Raw genomic sequence first — 16,636 nt, 5'->3', positions numbered from 1 at the left:
AAACTGATTAAAATCAGTTTACGCAACATTTATTACTTCTGTAATTTGTGGCGCATACTTTTTTATAGTTGCTTCAACGCCATTTTTTAAGGTCATTTGATTTACAGAACATCCTGTACAAGCACCTTCTAGTTGAACATTAACAATATTATCTTCTATAGATAAAAGTTTAATATTGCCTCCATCACTCATTAAAAAAGGGCGAATTTCTTCTAACGCTTTTTCTACATTATTTAATGTTTCTTGTGCTGTCATATGCTTATTTTTTCACTGAACTACAACCACTCATTGTTGTAATTCTAACAACTTCTGTTGGTGGTAAGTCTGCGTTTCTTTTTAATAATTCTGCAACCATTTCTTTAGTAATATCATTAAATGATTTTTCTAAAATAGTTCCGTTTTGTAAAGCTACCGGATGACCAACATCTCCTGCTTCTCTAATACTTTGTACTAAAGGAATTTCTCCTAAAAACTTAGTTTTAATGTCTTCTGCTAAATTTTTAGCACCGTCTTTACCAAAAATATAATACTTGTTATCTGGCAATTCTTCTGGTGTAAAATACGCCATATTTTCAATGATTCCTAAAACAGGTACATTAATGTTTTCTTGTTGAAACATTGCAACTCCTTTTTTAGCATCTGCCAACGCAATATTTTGTGGTGTACTTACTACAACTGCTCCGTTAATTGGTAAAGCTTGCACAATTGATAAATGCACATCTCCTGTTCCTGGAGGTAAATCGATTAAAAGAAAGTCTAACTCGCCCCAATTACCATCAAAAATTAATTGATTTAATGCTTTTGACGCCATTGGTCCACGCCAAATTACTGCTTGGTTTGGATCTGTAAAAAAGCCTAATGATAATAATTTTACACCATAGTTTTCTACAGGCTCCATTTTAGATCTACCGTCTATATTTACAGAAAGTGGTCTTGCTTTTTCTACATCGAACATGATGTGTTGTGACGGACCGTAAACATCGGCATCTAAAACACCTACTTTAAAGCCCATTTTAGCTAAAGAAATTGCTGTATTTGCGGTAATTGTAGATTTACCAACACCACCTTTACCAGATGCAATTGCAATAATATTTTTAATATTAGGTATTGCTTTTCCCTTAATTTGATTCGGGTTTACTTTTTCTGCAGGCTTTTCTACTTTTACGTTAACTTTTACAATAATTTGCTCGTCAACATTGGTTTGAATTGCCTTGGTTATTTCCGTTTCAATTTTCTTTTTAGCTTGTAAAGTTGGGTTGCTAATGGTAACATCTACCTCTACTTCATTACCAAAAGTAACAACGTTAGTTACATTATTGTTTTCTATTAAACTTTTACCTTCTCCGGGAGCGGTAATTGTTTCTAATGCCTTGTATATATCTTGTTTCTTAAAACTCACGTTTTCTTATATTTAATCTTACTTGCAAAGATACGTCTTACTGCTCAGAAAAGAAAGTTTGTAGATTGCGATTATTTATGAATTGATAGGTTGAAATTATAGACACAAATTGCACTAATACTTTTGTAATTGTTTGATAATTTAAGAAAACTAAGACAACTCTTCCACAGGATTCCAAAATACTTTTTCTAAATCTTGAATTTGGTTTTCGATTACAATAATCCCTTCGCTTTCTAGTAATTGCTGCATAAGGTTTGTACCATCAAAATGATGTTTGCCAGTAAGCAATCCTTTTCTATTGACAACTCTATGTGCAGGAACATCGTCTAAATTATGCGCTTTATTCATTGCCCAACCTACCATTCTTGCAGATCTTGCTGCTCCTAAATACGTTGCAATTGCTCCGTAACTGGTAACTTTACCAAAAGGAATTAGACGAGCTACTTGGTAAACTTTATCAAAAAAATTATCGGATTCTTTCACGTTGTGAAGATAATATTATTACAGAGAATTTAAAGAGGTAAAGGTATACATTATCAACAGTAATGTTATGAGATTCCTCAATCGCCTAAAAAGGCTCATTTCGGAATGACAATAGAGCGTTTTAATGAATGTTCAAAAAAAAACTAGTACTCATTAAAATGAATACTAGTTTTTTATTATATCTAATAACTCCTTCAATCACCTAAAAAGGTTCATTTTCAGAATTACAAAAAATTAATATTTTAATCGAAACTTAATATAAGTAATAGGTTTATCTACTTCTAAATATTGTTTTTCGTAAAAAGTTTGTGTTTCTGTAACTTCTTTTGGTGCGCCTTCATTTTTATACACGGTATGGTTTGCATATAAAATTTCGTGCCCTTCTCCATGTAACAAACCTAAAGTATAACCATGCATAAATTCAGAATCTGTTTTTAGATTCATAATTCCTTCTGCATTAAGAATATGATGGTATTTTTTCATAAAACTAGAATTGGTCATTCTATGTTTTGTACGCTGAAATTTTATTTGAGGATCTGGGAACGTAATCCAAATTTCTGAAACTTCATTTTCGGCAAAAATAAAATCGACCAACTCTATTTGAGTTCTCACAAAAGCTACATTATCTAGATTTTCTTCTATTGCAGTTTTTGCTCCTCTCCAAAAGCGAGCGCCTTTAATATCGATACCAATATAATTTTTATTTGGATTTTTTCTAGCCAAAGCAATGGTATACTCTCCTTTACCACACCCCAACTCTACAACAATAGGATTGTTGTTACCAAAAAAAGAATGCCATTTACCTTTATGAGAAAAATCTGTTACAACTTCTTCTCTAGTTGGCTGAATGACATTATTAAACGTTTCATTTTCCTTGAAACGTTTCAGTTTGTTTTTGCTTCCCAAATTATTCTTTTAAGCTTTATCTTCTGTTCCTTCTCTCTTAAACTTAAGAGCTTGTCCCATCCAATATGCGAATAAACATAATAGAACTAATAGAAATCCCCAATTAACGGCATTAGAAATCCACCAACCAAAATCTGCATGTGCTACACTTAAACGTAACCAATGGAATGGCGTAAATAATAAATCGGTAAATAAACTACCAATCCATCTAAAAATATTGCTTGCTATCATAACTTAATTATCTTTACGCTGCAAAAATAACAAAAGAAACGATGCTAGCCAATTTTTTAGAGAAATCTAAACCAATCAATTTTATAGTCTATTTTGGACTCTTTTTTTGCTTCTTTATAATTACTGTTTTTTCTAACTTGTTAACAGATAATTTCACTTGGCTAAAAGCTATGGAAAACATCTCTTTTTTAGGACTCTTTTTAATTGTTTTTTTCTTCTACAATTTTATCGTCTCTAAAAATAAATTAACATTTGACCACTCTTATGCATTCTTTATTTTTATATTAACAAGTATTCTTTTTACCCCCAAGCTACTCGAGCTTAAAGCCCTGTTAACATTAATAATTTACCTTCTTTTTTTAAGAAAAATATACAGTTTACGTTCCTATAAAAAGTTAATTCAGAAATTATTTGATAGTGGCTTTTGGTTAGGTATTCTTTTTATCTTAGAACCTTTTACCTTGTTTTTTTTCATTCTAATTTACGCCTCTATTTTATTGAGAAAAAAAGTTTCTTTTCACACTTTACTAACTCCAATTATTGGGTTTATTTCTCCCTTAATTGTTTATTTTTCGTACTTATTTTGGCATGATTCTAATATAGAGTTTCAACAATTTTTTGCCTTTAATAATATAAATAATGTATTTATTTATACAAAAGACACCACACTATGGATTTTTGGAACAGTACTTCTGCTAGCTCTAAGTTCTATATTCTTAAAATCGCCGAAAGCATTATCTGTAAATAATTCTTTTAAAAAAAGTTGGATTGTTTTAATTATCAACACAATTATCGCAGTTGTTTTTGCTTTAATGATTACTGAAAAAAATGGAACTGAAATTGTTTATTTTTTGATTCCTGCATCTATAATTATAGCAAACGGTTTTGAAGTAATTGAAAAGATGATTGTTAAAAACATACTATCTGGATTACTTTTAATAGGTACAGTAATCACATATTTCTTACTATAATTTAGTCCCAAAAGCTAAATCGCCAGCATCACCTAAACCAGGAACTATATATCCTTTACTATTTAACTCATCATCTATTGCTGCGATCCATAAATGTGTGTTTTCTGGAAATTTATCTTTTATAAACTCGATTCCTTCTTTAGAAGCAATAACTACTAAAATATGAATTTCTGCAGGAGTTCCTTGTTTTTTTATTGCCTCATAAACAGACACTAAAGATTGTCCTGTTGCTAACATAGGATCTAACAACAATAATGTTTTGTTTTCAATTGATGGAGCTGCAAAATACTCTACTACAATTTCAGATTTAGCATCATTGTTTGGATGATGACGGTACGCAGAAATAAAAGCATTTTCGGCATCATCAAAATAGTTTAACACACCTTGATGCAAAGGTAAACCAGCTCTTAAAATTGAACATAAAACAACATCGTTATCAAATAATTGCTCTGTTTTTTCACCTAAAGGAGTTTCAATAGAAACATTTTTATAAGAAAGGTTTTTACTTAATTCATAGCCTAAAACCTCACCAATTCTTTCAATATTCCTTCTAAAACGAAGTGAATCTTTCTGAATGTTAACATCTCTAATTTCTGCAATAAATTTATTAAGAATAGAATTTCCTTCTTGTAAATGGTGAATAATCATTGTAAATAATTTTTGAACAACAAATGTAAAGCAATTGTATAAAATTGTATCTTGCATCTACACAAAAGATTAACAAAAAACTAAAAAATGGGAATGCAATGAAATACCCTGTAATTTTTGAAGCAAACAAACCCATGTTATCGCATCTAGATAAAATATACCCTGGTCAGGTATTAAGAATACCGACTTTAGTAGACTAATTAAAAATCAACCAACCAAATTAGAAGAGTTTCAACATATAATTTGAAACTCTTTTTTTGTGCCTTAAACTAAAAATTATCCTCAACTTTGCAAGCTAATTTTAGAATTCTATTTTTTTGAAAATAAATCAAAGAACAATCGCATTAATTGCAGTTTCTATAGCTACCGTAATTTATGGACTTAATTACACTATTGCTAAAGAGGTGATGCCTACTTATGTAAAACCTTTTGGCTTTATAGCAATACGAGTAATGGGTGCAACATTAATTTTTTGGATTCTAGGATTTTTTGTTAAATCACAGAAAATAGATAAATCAGATTATAAAAATATTGTATTGGCTTCCTTTTTTGGTGTTGGTTTAAATATGCTTTCCTTTTTTAAAGGATTAAATTTAACAACACCTATTAGCGCATCTGTAATGATGGTAACTTCACCAATTATGGTGTTAATTTTTTCTAGCCTATTATTACGAAAAGCTATCGGAAAACAAAAAATATTAGGAGTAATTATTGGTTTAGTCGGTACTATTTTACTTATTATGTATGGTAATTCATCTAACACAAATGCAACAAATAGTAATTGGGGCAACTTTTTGGTATTTGTTAACGCAGCTTCTTATGGATTGTATTTAGTAATCTCTAAAAATTTGATTTCAAAATACCATCCAATTGTATTTGTTAAATGGCTGTATTTAATTGGATTGCTTTTTACAGTTCCTTTTGGATACCGAGAATTAACAGAAGTTGCTTGGCAAGCAATACCCCCTAATATTTATTGGAATATTGGCTTTGTAATTGTCTTTACCACTTGTATTACCTATCTTTTTAATTTATATGGTTTATCAAAATTAAAACCAACAACGGTTAGTGTTTTTATTTATTTACAACCTGTAATTGCAACTATTTACGCTCTTATAGTTGGTAGTGACTCTTTAAACCTTATAAAAATTGGCGCAACAATACTTATTTTTTGCGGTGTATATTTAGTAACCAGACAAGTAGAAAAATAGATGCTAATTAAAACCAATAAAACAGGCTTCGTTCGTTCAAATTAATAAAATTCATCTGCATAAAAATTAGTACGAATCTGTATAATATGTGTCTTTATCATTTTCAATGATTTACAAGTGCATTCCCTTAAAAATTCTGTGAAATAAAAACTATATTTGCCCCTCATCTAAAATGTTGATTTTATGATTCAATCTATGACTGGTTATGGCAAGTCTGTATTACAATTACCTACTAAAAAAGTAACCATAGAAATTAAATCTTTAAACAGTAAAAACCTCGATTTAAACGTTCGCATTCCTTCTTATTATAAAGAGAAAGAATTAGCAGTTCGTAAAAAACTAGCCAGCGCTTTGGTTCGTGGTAAAGTAGATTTTTCAATTTTTGTAGAAATGACTGCAGATGAAACTTCTACAACTATTAATCACGGAGTGGTAAAGGAATACATGCAACAACTAAGAAATGTTGTACAAACCGGAACTTCTGATGATGTTGAATTATTGAAAATGGCAGTAAGAATGCCAGACGCTTTAAAAACAGAACGTGAAGAGTTAGATGAAAACGAATGGAACCTTATCAACGAAAGTGTAGATATTGCTATTAAAGATATTGTACAATATAGAATTGATGAAGCAGCTTCTTTAGAAATAGATTTTAAAGAAAGAATTGCTAATATTAAAACCTATCTAGAAGAAGTAAAAGCTTTAGATGGAGATAGAGTAGAAAACGTAAAAACACGTTTAAAAAAGGCTATTGACGATTTAAAAGTAGATACTGATGAAAATCGTTTTGAACAAGAATTGATTTACTATCTAGAAAAATTAGATATCAATGAAGAGAAAGTTCGTTTAGCAAATCACTTAGATTATTTCTTACAAACAATGGAGTCTGAAGATTCTAACGGTAAAAAATTAGGATTTATTGTTCAAGAAATGGGACGAGAAATAAACACCACTGGTTCTAAAGCTAATTTTGCACCAATGCAAAAAGCTGTGATTCAAATGAAAAACGAGCTAGAACAAATTAAAGAACAAATTTTAAACGTATTGTAAGCTTTTCTGCAAGGTTTATAAAACCAAGGAACTATTACAATATTCTAATTACAAGATGCTAAAGCAAGTTTAGCATGACAAATAATAAAATATATGTCAGATTTTAAAGGAAAATTATTCGTCTTTTCTGCACCTTCTGGTTCAGGTAAAACAACCATTGTACGTCATTTATTAAAGCAAGAAAGATTTAACCTAGAGTTTTCTATTTCTGCTACTTCTAGAGCACCAAGAGGAGAAGAAAAAGATGGTGAAGACTATTATTTTATCGACCTAAAAGAGTTTAAAAATAAAATTAAAGGCGATGAATTTTTAGAATGGGAAGAAGTTTACAGAGATAACTTCTACGGAACTTTAAAAAGTGAAATTGAGCGTATTTGGGCCTTAAAAAAACATGTTATTTTTGATATTGATGTAGTTGGCGGATTGCGTATTAAAAAGAAATATCCAAACGAAACATTGTCTGTTTTTGTAAAACCACCAAGTGTAGATGAGTTAAAAATCCGTTTAAAAAAACGTTCTACAGAAAGTGAAGACAAAATAAACATGCGTATTGCAAAAGCTTCTGTAGAATTAGCAACCGCACCGCAGTTTGATAAAATTATAAAAAACTACATTTTAGAAGATGCTTTGCAAGAAGCAGAAGATTTAATGAGTAATTTTTTAGAATTGAACTAAGAGACAAGACTGAAAAGGAAACAGAGGTAAAAAGAAACAAGAGTCAAGATTAAATAGAGAATAAAGAAAAAGTAATTTTATTAAACATAAAACAATCTTACTTCTTGAATCTAAAATCTTTAAAAAGAATATGAGTAAAATAGGTTTATATTTTGGCACGTTTAACCCAATGCATATTGGGCATTTAATTATTGCCAATCACATGGTGGAAAATTCAGATTTAGATGAAATATGGATGGTTGTTACACCTCACAATCCGTTTAAGAAGAAAAGCTCTTTGCTAGATAATCATGAGCGTTTTGAAATGATATATAGAGCAACCGCAAATTACCAAAAAATTAAACCTTCAGATATTGAGTTTCATTTACCGCAACCTAATTATACCGTTCATACGTTAGCACACGTCTCTGACATGTACCCTAACAAAGAATTCTGTTTAATTATGGGGGAAGACAACCTAAAAAGTTTACATAAATGGAAAAATTATGAAACTATTTTAGAACATCATCACATTTATGTGTATCCTAGAATTGCTGATGGTACTATGAATGATCAATTTAAAAATCATGCTAAAATTCATAAAGTAGAAGCTCCTATTGTGCAAATATCTTCTACCATGATAAGAAAGGCTATAAAGAATAAAAAAAATACGCAACCATTACTACCTAAAGAGGTTTGGGAATACATAGATGAAATGAACTTTTACAATTCATAATTAAAATATATTTATATCGCTCTTACACATAATATACTCTATGAGCGTTTCGTTGTATATTTGTTAAACATCAAATAAATATTTGTGGCTAAAAAAGATAAAAAAAAGGGAAAACTTAAACAAAAACTAACTGATAAATACAGGTTGGTTGTTTTAAATGAAGACACTTTTGAAGAACGTTTTTCATTAAAACTATCAAGATTAAATGTATATGTTTTGGGTGGTTTTTTTTCTATATTATTAATAGCTAGTACCATTTTATTAATTGCATTTACCCCTTTAAAAGAATATATACCAGGCTACTCTTCTACTGCTTTAAAAAGAAAGGCAGCAAATTTAACTTTTGAAGCAGATTCTTTAAAAATTAAATTAGCAGTTTTAGAAAACTACACAAAAGCATTAAGACCTGTATTAACAGGAGAAATTCAACCAGAAAGTATAGATTCTATACAGGCAGAAGCAAGACATCGTTTTATAGACGAGAGTGAATTAGCTGCCACAAAAGAAGATTCTTTATTTAGAGAAAAGGTAGAAAGTGAAACGCTATTTTCTATCGAACAAAATGCAAAAAGCAATGTTAAGGTGGTCTTTTTTGCCCCTTTAAACGGTACAATATCTCAAATTTTTGATGCCACTTCTAAACACTTTGCTGTAGATATTACCGCAAAAAGCGGAACACCAATTAAAGCAACTGCAGATGGTACTGTTATTTTTTCTGGATGGACCACAGAAACAGGCTACGTTATCATTTTAAAACATGCTAAAGATTATATTTCTGTTTATAAACATAACGGAAACTTATTAAAAGAACAAGGAGACTTTGTAAAATCTGGTGAAGTAATTGCCACCATAGGATCTACTGGAGAATTAACTACAGGACCACATTTACATTTTGAACTTTGGAGCGGTGGTTATGCCGTAAACCCAACAAATTTTATAGATTTTAAATAATGAGCATTAAATCATTTTTTGCGATTCCGTTTGCTAAAATTGCAACAAAAAAAGTTTATAAATGGGCGAATACCCCACATAAAACACAAGAAAAAGTTTTTAAAAACTTAATTTCTAAAGGAAGTAAAACCGCTTTTGGAAAAGGTCATAATTTTGATACTATTTCTAATTATGAAGATTTTAAAAAACAAGTTAAAGTTACAGATTACGAAGGTTTAAGACCTTACGTAGATAGAATTGTAGCCGGAGAATCTGATGTACTTTGGACAGGTAAACCATTATACTTTGCCAAAACTTCTGGCACAACATCTGGCGCAAAATATATACCGATCACCAAAGATTCTATGCCTACACATATTAAGGCAGCTAGAAATGCCTTGTTATTTTATATCAAAGAAAAAAACGATGCAAGTTTTGTGGATGGAAAAATGATCTTCTTACAAGGAAGTCCTGTTTTAAATGATAAAAACGGTGTAAAGTTGGGTAGATTAAGCGGAATTGTAGCGCATTATGTACCTCAATACTTACTAAAAAATAGGTTACCAAGTTGGGAAACCAACTGTATAGAAGATTGGGACACCAAAGTAAATGCCATTGTAGAAGAAACCATTAATGAAGACATGTCTGTAATTAGCGGAATTCCTTCTTGGGTACAAATGTATTTTGAAAAACTGATTGAAAAAACTGGGAAATCAGTTTCAGAACTGTTCCCTAATTTTAATTTCTTTATTTATGGAGGTGTTAACTTTGAGCCTTATAAGAATAAGTTTGAAAGTTTAATTGGTAAAAAAATCGATTATATAGAATTGTATCCAGCATCGGAAGGCTTTATTGCGTATCAAGATTCTCAGACAGAAAAAGGAATGTTGTTGCAATTAGATTCTGGTATGTTTTACGAGTTTATTCCTGCGGATGAATTTTTTAATGAAAATCCAACAAGAATTTCTTTAAAGGATGTAAAAATGGGTGTTAATTATGCCATCATTTTAAACACAACAGCGGGTCTTTGGGGTTATAATATTGGTGATACTGTCGAGTTTACATCAACAAAACCTTATCGAATAAAAGTTACCGGTAGAATAAAACATTTTATATCCGCCTTTGGCGAACACGTTATTGGTAAAGAAGTAGAAAAAGCTTTAAACGATTCTATTAAAGGCACCAACATAAATATTAGTGAGTTTACAGTAGCACCGCAAGTAAGTCCAGATAGTGGATTACCGTATCATGAATGGTTTATAGAATTTGAAAATGAACCAGAAAACCTAGAGGAATTTGCTTCTAAAATTGATGCATCTATGCAGGCTCAAAATATTTATTATATCGATTTAATTGAAGGAAAAGTTTTACGCCCTTTAATAGTTAGAAAAGTAAAAAAAGGTGGTTTTCATGAATATATGAAATCTATTGGTAAATTTGGAGGACAAAATAAGATTCCGCAATTATCTGATAACAGAAAAATTGCAGATGTTTTAAATAATTTTATAATTAAAGAGTAACAAAATACACACAATATGGGAGGAGATTTTTTATTTTTAGGATTGGCAATAGCTTTGGTTATTGTATACTTTTACAACAAGTTTAGAAACAGAAGATAATTAGAATGCTTTATCCTTTCGAACAACGAATGAAAAGAAATCTTAAATGAATTATATTTCTAAATTGTTCTTCATTTCGAAATGACAAACTAATAAAAAACACAAATGAGTACAATTAGAATTACAAAACAATTTAGCTTTGAAACAGGGCACGCTTTATATGGTTATGACGGTAAATGCAAGAATGTTCACGGACATTCTTACAAACTTTCTGTAACAGTTTCTGGAAAACCAATTGAGGACAATAACAATGTAAAATTTGGAATGGTAATTGACTTTGGTGACCTAAAAAAAATAGTTAACGAAGAAATTGTAGATATTTTTGACCATGCAACTGTGTTTAATAAAAACACACCTCATGTAGATTTGGCTAAAGAATTAATGGATAGAGGACATCATGTTTTGTTGGTAGACTACCAACCAACAAGCGAAATGATGGTGATTGATTTTGCCGAAAAAATTAAAAATAGGTTGCCAAAAAACATCAAATTACACGCTATAAAGTTACAAGAAACAGATTCTAGCTTTGCGGAATGGTATGCTAGTGAAAATTAAATACTTTAATTTTATACTAAAAAAGAGCCAATATTAATTTATAATATTGGCTCTTTCTACTTTAGTAAATTTAATTCACTACATGACGTTACAAGAATTGCTGTAATAAATTAGACTGATAAAAATTTAATTGAAGTTTTCATTTTATAATTTGTTTTTAAACTTAAATACTAAAGATGGTAATACCTTTAAAAGGTTGCGTCTTAAAAAAATATTTGAAACATGTTATTTTAGACAACTATATATCAACAAATTACTAAAAAAAAGTATTTTAATCTGTTTTGTTTTAAAATTTGTTTTCGATTATTTTCAGGTAATCTATCAATTTCTAGCGTGTCTGAAATTGGTTTATCTAATTGATATATTCTTAATTGTCTTGTGTTCAGTTCGAGTATTTTTTTCAATCCGTTTAGGTCAGCCTGAACATCCATTTCCATTTGTCGAGCAGATAAGTTTTTGAATTCAGTTCCGCTTTGAGTTTTTAAATCCGTTTTCCACCACTCAATGACTTCGTTTGGCACAAACTTGTGAGTAAAAATTACATTCAATTCCTTATCAAAAAGTCACCAAATTTCTTCGTTAGAATTAATTTAAAATATTAGTTCTTTCATTATTTAAAAATTGGGTTCAACTAATAATAAAGTAATACAAATAAAGTTTTAACTCAATAAAGAAAATATTACTTACCATTAAAAGTATTCATGGTATTATTTAAACCTGCGGTACCAAAAGAAGTAATTACTTTAGCAGATGTTGGTAAACGCTCTATTAATTCGCTGGTTTCTTCTTTTTTCCACTCACCAAGTACATAATCTACCTGTCTACCTCTACCATAATTACCACCTACTCCAAATCTAAAACGAGCATATTGCTGGGTATTTAATTTTTCTTGAATATCTTTTAATCCGTTATGTCCGCCTGCAGATCCTTTTGCTTTTACACGAATTACTCCAAAATCTATATTTACATCATCTGTAACTACTAAAATATTTTCTACAGATATATTTTCTTTATCCATCCAATATTTTACAGCTTTACCACTTAAATTCATAAAAGTACTTGGTTTAAGCAAAACAAACGTTCTTCCTTTAAATCGGAAGTTAGCTACATCTCCAAGCTTTTCAGTTTCAAAAGTAGCACTGTGCTCTTCTGCAACCTCATCTAAAATTTTAAACCCAATATTATGACGCGTATTTGTGTATTGTTCACCAATATTCCCTAATCCAACAATTAAAAATTTCTTCATCAACTCTTCTTTAGATTCAACTTTAATACCAAATATTTCAGAAAAAAAGTTTGTAAAATTCATTCTTCAAAAATAAGAAGAATTAAATAAATTTAGATTGCCTAACTATAATTATAAGCGCAAAAAAAAGCGCTACAGATTTGTAACGCTTTTTGTAATTTATGTGTGCAAAATAATTTATTCTGCAGCAGCTTCTGTAGCTTCTTCTTCATCTTCATCGTCTGCAGAAACAGTAGCATTACGAGATGTTCTTACTTGAACAACAACTGTATTGTCTGGGTGCATAAATGTATATCCTTCAGTTGCTAATGATGTTACTGTTAATTTATTTCCAATTTTTAATTTAGAAATATCTGCAGATACAAAATCTGGTAAGTTAGCAGGTAAAGCTTTTACTCTTAATTTACGGTTTGTAAAACGTAAAGAACCACCATTTAATACCCCTGGAGAAGTTCCAGTTAATTGTACAGGAATCTTCATTGTAATTTCTTTATCATCAAATAATTGATAAAAATCTACATGAATAATTTTGTCTGTTACCGGGTGAAACTGAATGTCTTGTAAAATTGCTGGTATTTTTTGTCCATCAATATCTAAACTTGCTGTATACACATTTGGAGTGAATACCAACTTTTTAAACGCTTTTTCTTCTGCTGAAAAATGTATTGGGTTTTCTCCTCCGTATATAACGCAAGGAACCATACCAGCATTACGTAAGGCTTTAGTAGCTACTTTACCTACGCTTTCTCTTTTTGATCCTTTAATTGAAATTGATTTCATTACTTTTTGTATTATTTATTTACATTAAAAATTGTCCACTAATTGAAGTATTGTCTTGCACTTTATGCATAACATCCGCAAATAATGGCGCGCAAGATACCACTTTTATTTTAGATGTCTCCTTTTTTAACGGAATAGTGTCTGAAACAATCAATTCTGTTAATCCTGAGTTTTCTATTTTATCATAAGCGCCACCAGAAAGGATTGGATGTGTACAAATTGCTCTTACACTTAATGCGCCTCTTTCCATCATTAAATTTGCTGCATGTGCTAACGTTCCCCCAGTATCAATCATGTCATCTACTAAGATTACATTTCTACCTTTAACGTCTCCAATTAACTCCATATGACCAATTTGATTGGCTTTAATACGTTGTTTATAACAAATAACAACATCACATTGCATGTGCTTAGAATACGCATACGCTCTTTTAGAACCTCCCATATCTGGAGATGCAATTGTTAAATTATCTAATTTTAAGCTATTAATGTAAGGCATAAAAATAGTAGAAGCAAACAAGTGGTCTACTGGTTTTTCGAAAAACCCTTGAATTTGGTCTGCATGTAAATCCATCGTCATAATTCTAGTTGCTCCAGCAGATTCTAAAAGCTTTGCAACTAATTTTGCTCCAATAGCAACTCTAGGTTGATCTTTTCTATCTTGTCTAGCCCAACCAAAATACGGCATAACTGCTGTAATGTGTCTTGCTGATGCTCTTTTTGCTGCATCACACATTAACAACATTTCCATTAAATTATCTGCATTCGGAAATGTAGAACCAATAATAAAAACACGTCTTCCACGAACAGATTCTTCAAATGCTGGCTGAAATTCTCCGTCACTAAAGTAAGTTGTTTTAACTTTTCCTAAGGTTGTATTGTATTCTTTTGCAATTTTCTCTGCCAAAACTGTGCTTTGTCTGCAGGCAAAAAGTTTTGGGGCTAACTGATTTGTAGGCATTTAGTTGTTTTTTTTTGTTGTGTTGTTGTAAGTGTACAAAAGTAGAATTTATTTATTGACTTTGAAATTTATTTATAGACTTTAAAATAAAATAATTTTATACATTTGCAATCTTATTAATACTTGCTCAAGTGGCGGAATTGGTAGACGCGCTGGATTCAAAATCCAGTTCTTTCGGGAGTGTGGGTTCGATTCCCACCTTGAGTACAAAAAAACCTCAACTTTTATAAGTTGAGGTTTTTTTTATTTTCTATATAAATTACTTCTTTTAATTTTATTTTAAAAATTATTAATCCCTTCTTCTAACCATGTATGATAATCTTCTACATCTGGAACATAACCCACAGGGTCTACTAATTTCTCTTCGTTATGGTCAATAATTACATAAAAAGGTTGCGAGTTAGACTTGTACTTTATGGTTTGCATTTCGCTCCACTTTTGGCCGATGTACTTTAACTTTTTTCCTGGTTTCAGTTGAGAATCTACAATCTCATCATCTTCAAGTTTTCGTTTATCATCAACATATAAAGAAATTAAAACCACATCTTCTTTTAAGATGTTTAACACACTCGGATCTGGCCAAATGTTTTGTTCCATTTTTCTACAATTCACACAAGCCCAACCTGTAAAATCTAACATAACGGGTTTACCAACCTTTTTAGCATAAGCTAATCCGGTGTCGTAATCATTGAACGCCATAATATCATGTGGTGCTAACAAGTGTGCGCCTTCAGGCAATTCGCCGTGAGCCGATGCTTTGCCTCCTGATCCTAATTTAGAAAAACCAACACCATAAGGCGATTCGCTATAATCTTGTGGTGGAGGGAAGGCACTAATAATATTTAATGGCGCACCCCAAAGTCCTGGAATCATGTAAATGGTAAAAGTTAAAACAATAAGTCCTAAGCTTAATCGCCCTACTGAAATATGCGACAAAGGCGAATCGTGAGGTAATTTAATTTTACCAAATAAATAGAAAGCTAAAGTTCCAAAAATGGCAATCCAAATCGCGATAAACACTTCTCTTTCTAAAATGTGAAGTTGTAATACTAAATCGGCTTGACTTAAAAATTTAAATGCTAAAGCCAATTCTAAAAATCCTAAAACTACTTTTACAGTGTTTAACCATCCTCCAGATTTTGGTAAGGAATTTAACCATCCAGGGAAGGCTGCAAACAACGCAAATGGTAAAGCAATAGCTAATGAAAACCCGAACATTCCAATTATTGGCGCTAAGCCTCCTTTAGATGCCGCTTCTACTAATAAAGTTCCAACTATAGGACCTGTACATGAGAAAGAGACAATAGCCAAAGCTAATGCCATAAAGAATATCCCAACTAATCCACCGCGATCTGCTTGTGAATCTACTTTATTAGCCCATGAATTTGGTAGCATAATTTCAAAAGCTCCTAAAAAAGACATTGCAAAAACAACTAAAAGAATAAAGAAAATGATATTAAACCATACATTGGTCGCCAGTGCGTTAAGTGCATCGGCTCCAAATATTCCTGTTACGGCAACACCTAACAGTAAATAAATAACGATAATGCAAATACCATAAATAATAGCATTTTTAATTCCTGAAGCTTTGTTTTTACTTTGTTTAGTGAAGAAACTAACCGTCATGGGAATCATTGGAAAAACACAAGGTGTTAATAAGGCTGCAAATCCAGATAAAAACGCAATAAAAAAGATAGACCAAAGTCCTTTGTTAGATGATGAATCATCTGTGGTATTAGTAATTTTATCGACAGTTGTTGTTAGAGTTATATCGCTTTTAGTTTTGGTCTCTATGCCTGATTCTTCACTCAACTGAAATTCTAAATCAACTTCTGTTGGAGGTAAACAACGGGTATCGTCGCACACCATAAATTCCACAAATCCAGAGATTGTTGCTGTTTCTTTTGAAACGGTTACATTTTGAATAAATTTCGCTTGTCTTTCAAAAAACTTAATCTCCATTTCAAACACAGGATCCTGAATGGTATGACCTTCTTCCTCAACTGTATTGTCGTTTAAAGTGAAAGTCTCTTCTGAATTATCGTAGGTAAAGGTTGTCGCAATTGGACCGCCTTCTGGTACTGTTTGTGAATATAAATGCCAACCGACATCTATATTTGAAGTAGCAATTAGATTGTATTCAGTATCTGATATTTTCTCTACTGACGTTGTCCATTTTATGGGATCTAGAACTTGTGCATTAAAACACCAAGTTAAAAGACATGTAAAAAAAAGTAATCTATGTTTCATTTTTAT

Annotated in this window: 19 protein-coding genes, 1 tRNA gene and 1 pseudogene; 10 read left to right on the top strand and 11 right to left on the bottom strand. The window is 30.9% G+C overall.

Features of this window, described 5'->3' with window-relative positions; genetic code table 11:
• Positions 1-18: 18 nt before the first annotated feature.
• The 5 genes from H0I29_RS07590 to H0I29_RS07570 form a co-directional block, all read right to left on the bottom strand.
• Entirely contained in the window at positions 19-255 is a 237-nt protein-coding gene (locus H0I29_RS07590; RefSeq protein WP_165734354.1) for a NifU family protein, read from the bottom strand.
• A 4-nt stretch (positions 256-259) separates the two neighbouring features.
• Positions 260-1,399: an Mrp/NBP35 family ATP-binding protein gene (locus H0I29_RS07585; RefSeq protein WP_218754964.1), complete on the bottom strand. Its 1,140-nt coding sequence runs from the start codon at positions 1,397-1,399 to the stop codon at positions 260-262.
• A gap of 150 nt (positions 1,400-1,549) precedes the next feature.
• Entirely contained in the window at positions 1,550-1,882 is a 333-nt protein-coding gene (locus H0I29_RS07580) for an MGMT family protein (RefSeq protein ID WP_218754963.1), read from the bottom strand.
• Between the two features lie 234 nt (positions 1,883-2,116).
• On the bottom strand, positions 2,117-2,788 hold the full coding sequence (gene trmB, locus H0I29_RS07575; protein ID WP_218754962.1) for a tRNA (guanosine(46)-N7)-methyltransferase TrmB: 672 nt from the start codon (positions 2,786-2,788) through the stop codon (positions 2,117-2,119).
• Between the two features lie 9 nt (positions 2,789-2,797).
• A complete protein-coding gene (locus H0I29_RS07570; RefSeq protein ID WP_218732225.1) occupies positions 2,798-3,019 on the bottom strand; it encodes a hypothetical protein in 222 nt (73 codons plus the stop codon).
• Positions 3,020-3,060: 41 nt separating this feature from the next.
• Between H0I29_RS07570 and H0I29_RS18345 the strand changes: the two genes are divergently transcribed.
• Positions 3,061-3,990 (top strand): DUF6427 family protein, encoded by a 930-nt coding sequence (locus H0I29_RS18345; protein WP_254712719.1) that lies wholly within the window; start codon positions 3,061-3,063, stop codon positions 3,988-3,990.
• On the opposite strand, the gene upp is transcribed toward H0I29_RS18345, so the two are convergent.
• Positions 3,985-4,638 (bottom strand): uracil phosphoribosyltransferase, encoded by a 654-nt coding sequence (gene upp, locus H0I29_RS07560; RefSeq protein WP_218732223.1) that lies wholly within the window; start codon positions 4,636-4,638, stop codon positions 3,985-3,987. The two genes, H0I29_RS18345 and upp, sit on opposite strands and share 6 nt — an antisense overlap.
• 65 nt (positions 4,639-4,703) lie before the next feature.
• Here upp and H0I29_RS07555 point away from each other — a divergent pair.
• The 8 genes and pseudogenes from H0I29_RS07555 to H0I29_RS07520 form a co-directional block, all read left to right on the top strand.
• Positions 4,704-4,838, top strand: a pseudogene (locus H0I29_RS07555) (peptidoglycan-binding protein LysM); the annotation flags it as partial.
• A 123-nt stretch (positions 4,839-4,961) separates the two neighbouring features.
• Entirely contained in the window at positions 4,962-5,849 is an 888-nt protein-coding gene (locus H0I29_RS07550; RefSeq protein ID WP_218755207.1) for a DMT family transporter, read from the top strand.
• Positions 5,850-6,044: 195 nt separating this feature from the next.
• Positions 6,045-6,899: a YicC family protein gene (locus H0I29_RS07545; protein ID WP_218755206.1), complete on the top strand. Its 855-nt coding sequence runs from the start codon at positions 6,045-6,047 to the stop codon at positions 6,897-6,899.
• A 93-nt stretch (positions 6,900-6,992) separates the two neighbouring features.
• Positions 6,993-7,574 carry a guanylate kinase gene (gene gmk, locus H0I29_RS07540; RefSeq protein WP_218732222.1) on the top strand — a complete coding sequence of 194 codons (582 nt, stop codon included), beginning with the start codon at positions 6,993-6,995 and terminating at the stop codon, positions 7,572-7,574.
• 130 nt (positions 7,575-7,704) lie between these two features.
• Positions 7,705-8,289, top strand: coding sequence for a nicotinate (nicotinamide) nucleotide adenylyltransferase (gene nadD, locus H0I29_RS07535; RefSeq protein WP_218754960.1), 585 nt, complete (start codon positions 7,705-7,707; stop codon positions 8,287-8,289).
• 84 nt (positions 8,290-8,373) lie between these two features.
• Complete coding sequence (locus H0I29_RS07530; RefSeq protein ID WP_218732220.1) at positions 8,374-9,240, top strand: M23 family metallopeptidase; 867 nt, start codon at positions 8,374-8,376, stop codon at positions 9,238-9,240.
• Positions 9,240-10,739 carry a GH3 auxin-responsive promoter family protein gene (locus tag H0I29_RS07525; protein ID WP_218754959.1) on the top strand — a complete coding sequence of 500 codons (1,500 nt, stop codon included), beginning with the start codon at positions 9,240-9,242 and terminating at the stop codon, positions 10,737-10,739. The genes H0I29_RS07530 and H0I29_RS07525 overlap by 1 nt, the downstream gene beginning before the upstream one ends.
• Before the next feature lie 204 nt (positions 10,740-10,943).
• A complete protein-coding gene (locus H0I29_RS07520; protein ID WP_218732218.1) occupies positions 10,944-11,393 on the top strand; it encodes a 6-carboxytetrahydropterin synthase in 450 nt (149 codons plus the stop codon).
• 245 nt (positions 11,394-11,638) lie between these two features.
• Here the strand turns inward: H0I29_RS07520 and H0I29_RS07515 are convergent, their stop codons facing one another.
• The 4 genes from H0I29_RS07515 to H0I29_RS07500 all read right to left on the bottom strand — a co-directional run bounded on the left by H0I29_RS07515 (position 11,639) and on the right by H0I29_RS07500 (position 14,380).
• Positions 11,639-11,914, bottom strand: coding sequence for a hypothetical protein (locus H0I29_RS07515; RefSeq protein ID WP_218754958.1), 276 nt, complete (start codon positions 11,912-11,914; stop codon positions 11,639-11,641).
• 158 nt (positions 11,915-12,072) lie between these two features.
• Entirely contained in the window at positions 12,073-12,702 is a 630-nt protein-coding gene (gene pth / locus H0I29_RS07510; RefSeq protein ID WP_254712718.1) for an aminoacyl-tRNA hydrolase, read from the bottom strand.
• A gap of 114 nt (positions 12,703-12,816) precedes the next feature.
• Positions 12,817-13,419: a 50S ribosomal protein L25/general stress protein Ctc gene (locus H0I29_RS07505; RefSeq protein WP_218754957.1), complete on the bottom strand. Its 603-nt coding sequence runs from the start codon at positions 13,417-13,419 to the stop codon at positions 12,817-12,819.
• A 19-nt stretch (positions 13,420-13,438) separates the two neighbouring features.
• Positions 13,439-14,380 (bottom strand): ribose-phosphate pyrophosphokinase, encoded by a 942-nt coding sequence (locus H0I29_RS07500; RefSeq protein WP_218732215.1) that lies wholly within the window; start codon positions 14,378-14,380, stop codon positions 13,439-13,441.
• Between the two features lie 125 nt (positions 14,381-14,505).
• On the opposite strand from H0I29_RS07500, the gene H0I29_RS07495 reads away from it, so the two are divergent.
• Positions 14,506-14,587 (top strand) — tRNA-Leu (locus H0I29_RS07495).
• A 72-nt stretch (positions 14,588-14,659) separates the two neighbouring features.
• Here H0I29_RS07495 and H0I29_RS07490 read toward each other — a convergent pair.
• A complete protein-coding gene (locus tag H0I29_RS07490) occupies positions 14,660-16,630 on the bottom strand; it encodes a protein-disulfide reductase DsbD (protein WP_218732203.1) in 1,971 nt (656 codons plus the stop codon).
• Positions 16,631-16,636: the final 6 nt, after the last annotated feature.

It is taken from the genome of Polaribacter sp. R2A056_3_33, from assembly GCF_019278485.1.
Classification (GTDB): Bacteria; Bacteroidota; Bacteroidia; order Flavobacteriales; family Flavobacteriaceae; genus Polaribacter.
The sequence above is the reverse complement of the archived record's forward strand: the minus strand, read 5'-3'. Positions and strand labels throughout refer to the sequence as shown.

Excerpts from the sequence above, each read along its gene's own strand:
- gmk (WP_218732222.1), top strand. The coding sequence starts at position 6,993 with ATGTCAGATTTTAAAGGAAAATTATTCGTCTTTTCTGCACCTTCTGGT.
- H0I29_RS07500 (WP_218732215.1), bottom strand. The coding sequence starts at position 14,380 with ATGCCTACAAATCAGTTAGCCCCAAAACTTTTTGCCTGCAGACAAAGC.
- nadD (WP_218754960.1), top strand. The coding sequence starts at position 7,705 with ATGAGTAAAATAGGTTTATATTTTGGCACGTTTAACCCAATGCATATT.
- H0I29_RS07490 (WP_218732203.1), bottom strand. The coding sequence starts at position 16,630 with ATGAAACATAGATTACTTTTTTTTACATGTCTTTTAACTTGGTGTTTT.
- H0I29_RS07525 (WP_218754959.1), top strand. The coding sequence starts at position 9,240 with ATGAGCATTAAATCATTTTTTGCGATTCCGTTTGCTAAAATTGCAACA.
- H0I29_RS07520 (WP_218732218.1), top strand. The coding sequence starts at position 10,944 with ATGAGTACAATTAGAATTACAAAACAATTTAGCTTTGAAACAGGGCAC.
- H0I29_RS07505 (WP_218754957.1), bottom strand. The coding sequence starts at position 13,419 with ATGAAATCAATTTCAATTAAAGGATCAAAAAGAGAAAGCGTAGGTAAA.
- H0I29_RS07545 (WP_218755206.1), top strand. The coding sequence starts at position 6,045 with ATGACTGGTTATGGCAAGTCTGTATTACAATTACCTACTAAAAAAGTA.
- H0I29_RS07570 (WP_218732225.1), bottom strand. The coding sequence starts at position 3,019 with ATGATAGCAAGCAATATTTTTAGATGGATTGGTAGTTTATTTACCGAT.
- upp (WP_218732223.1), bottom strand. The coding sequence starts at position 4,638 with ATGATTATTCACCATTTACAAGAAGGAAATTCTATTCTTAATAAATTT.
- H0I29_RS18345 (WP_254712719.1), top strand. The coding sequence starts at position 3,061 with ATGCTAGCCAATTTTTTAGAGAAATCTAAACCAATCAATTTTATAGTC.
- H0I29_RS07590 (WP_165734354.1), bottom strand. The coding sequence starts at position 255 with ATGACAGCACAAGAAACATTAAATAATGTAGAAAAAGCGTTAGAAGAA.
- pth (WP_254712718.1), bottom strand. The coding sequence starts at position 12,702 with ATGAATTTTACAAACTTTTTTTCTGAAATATTTGGTATTAAAGTTGAA.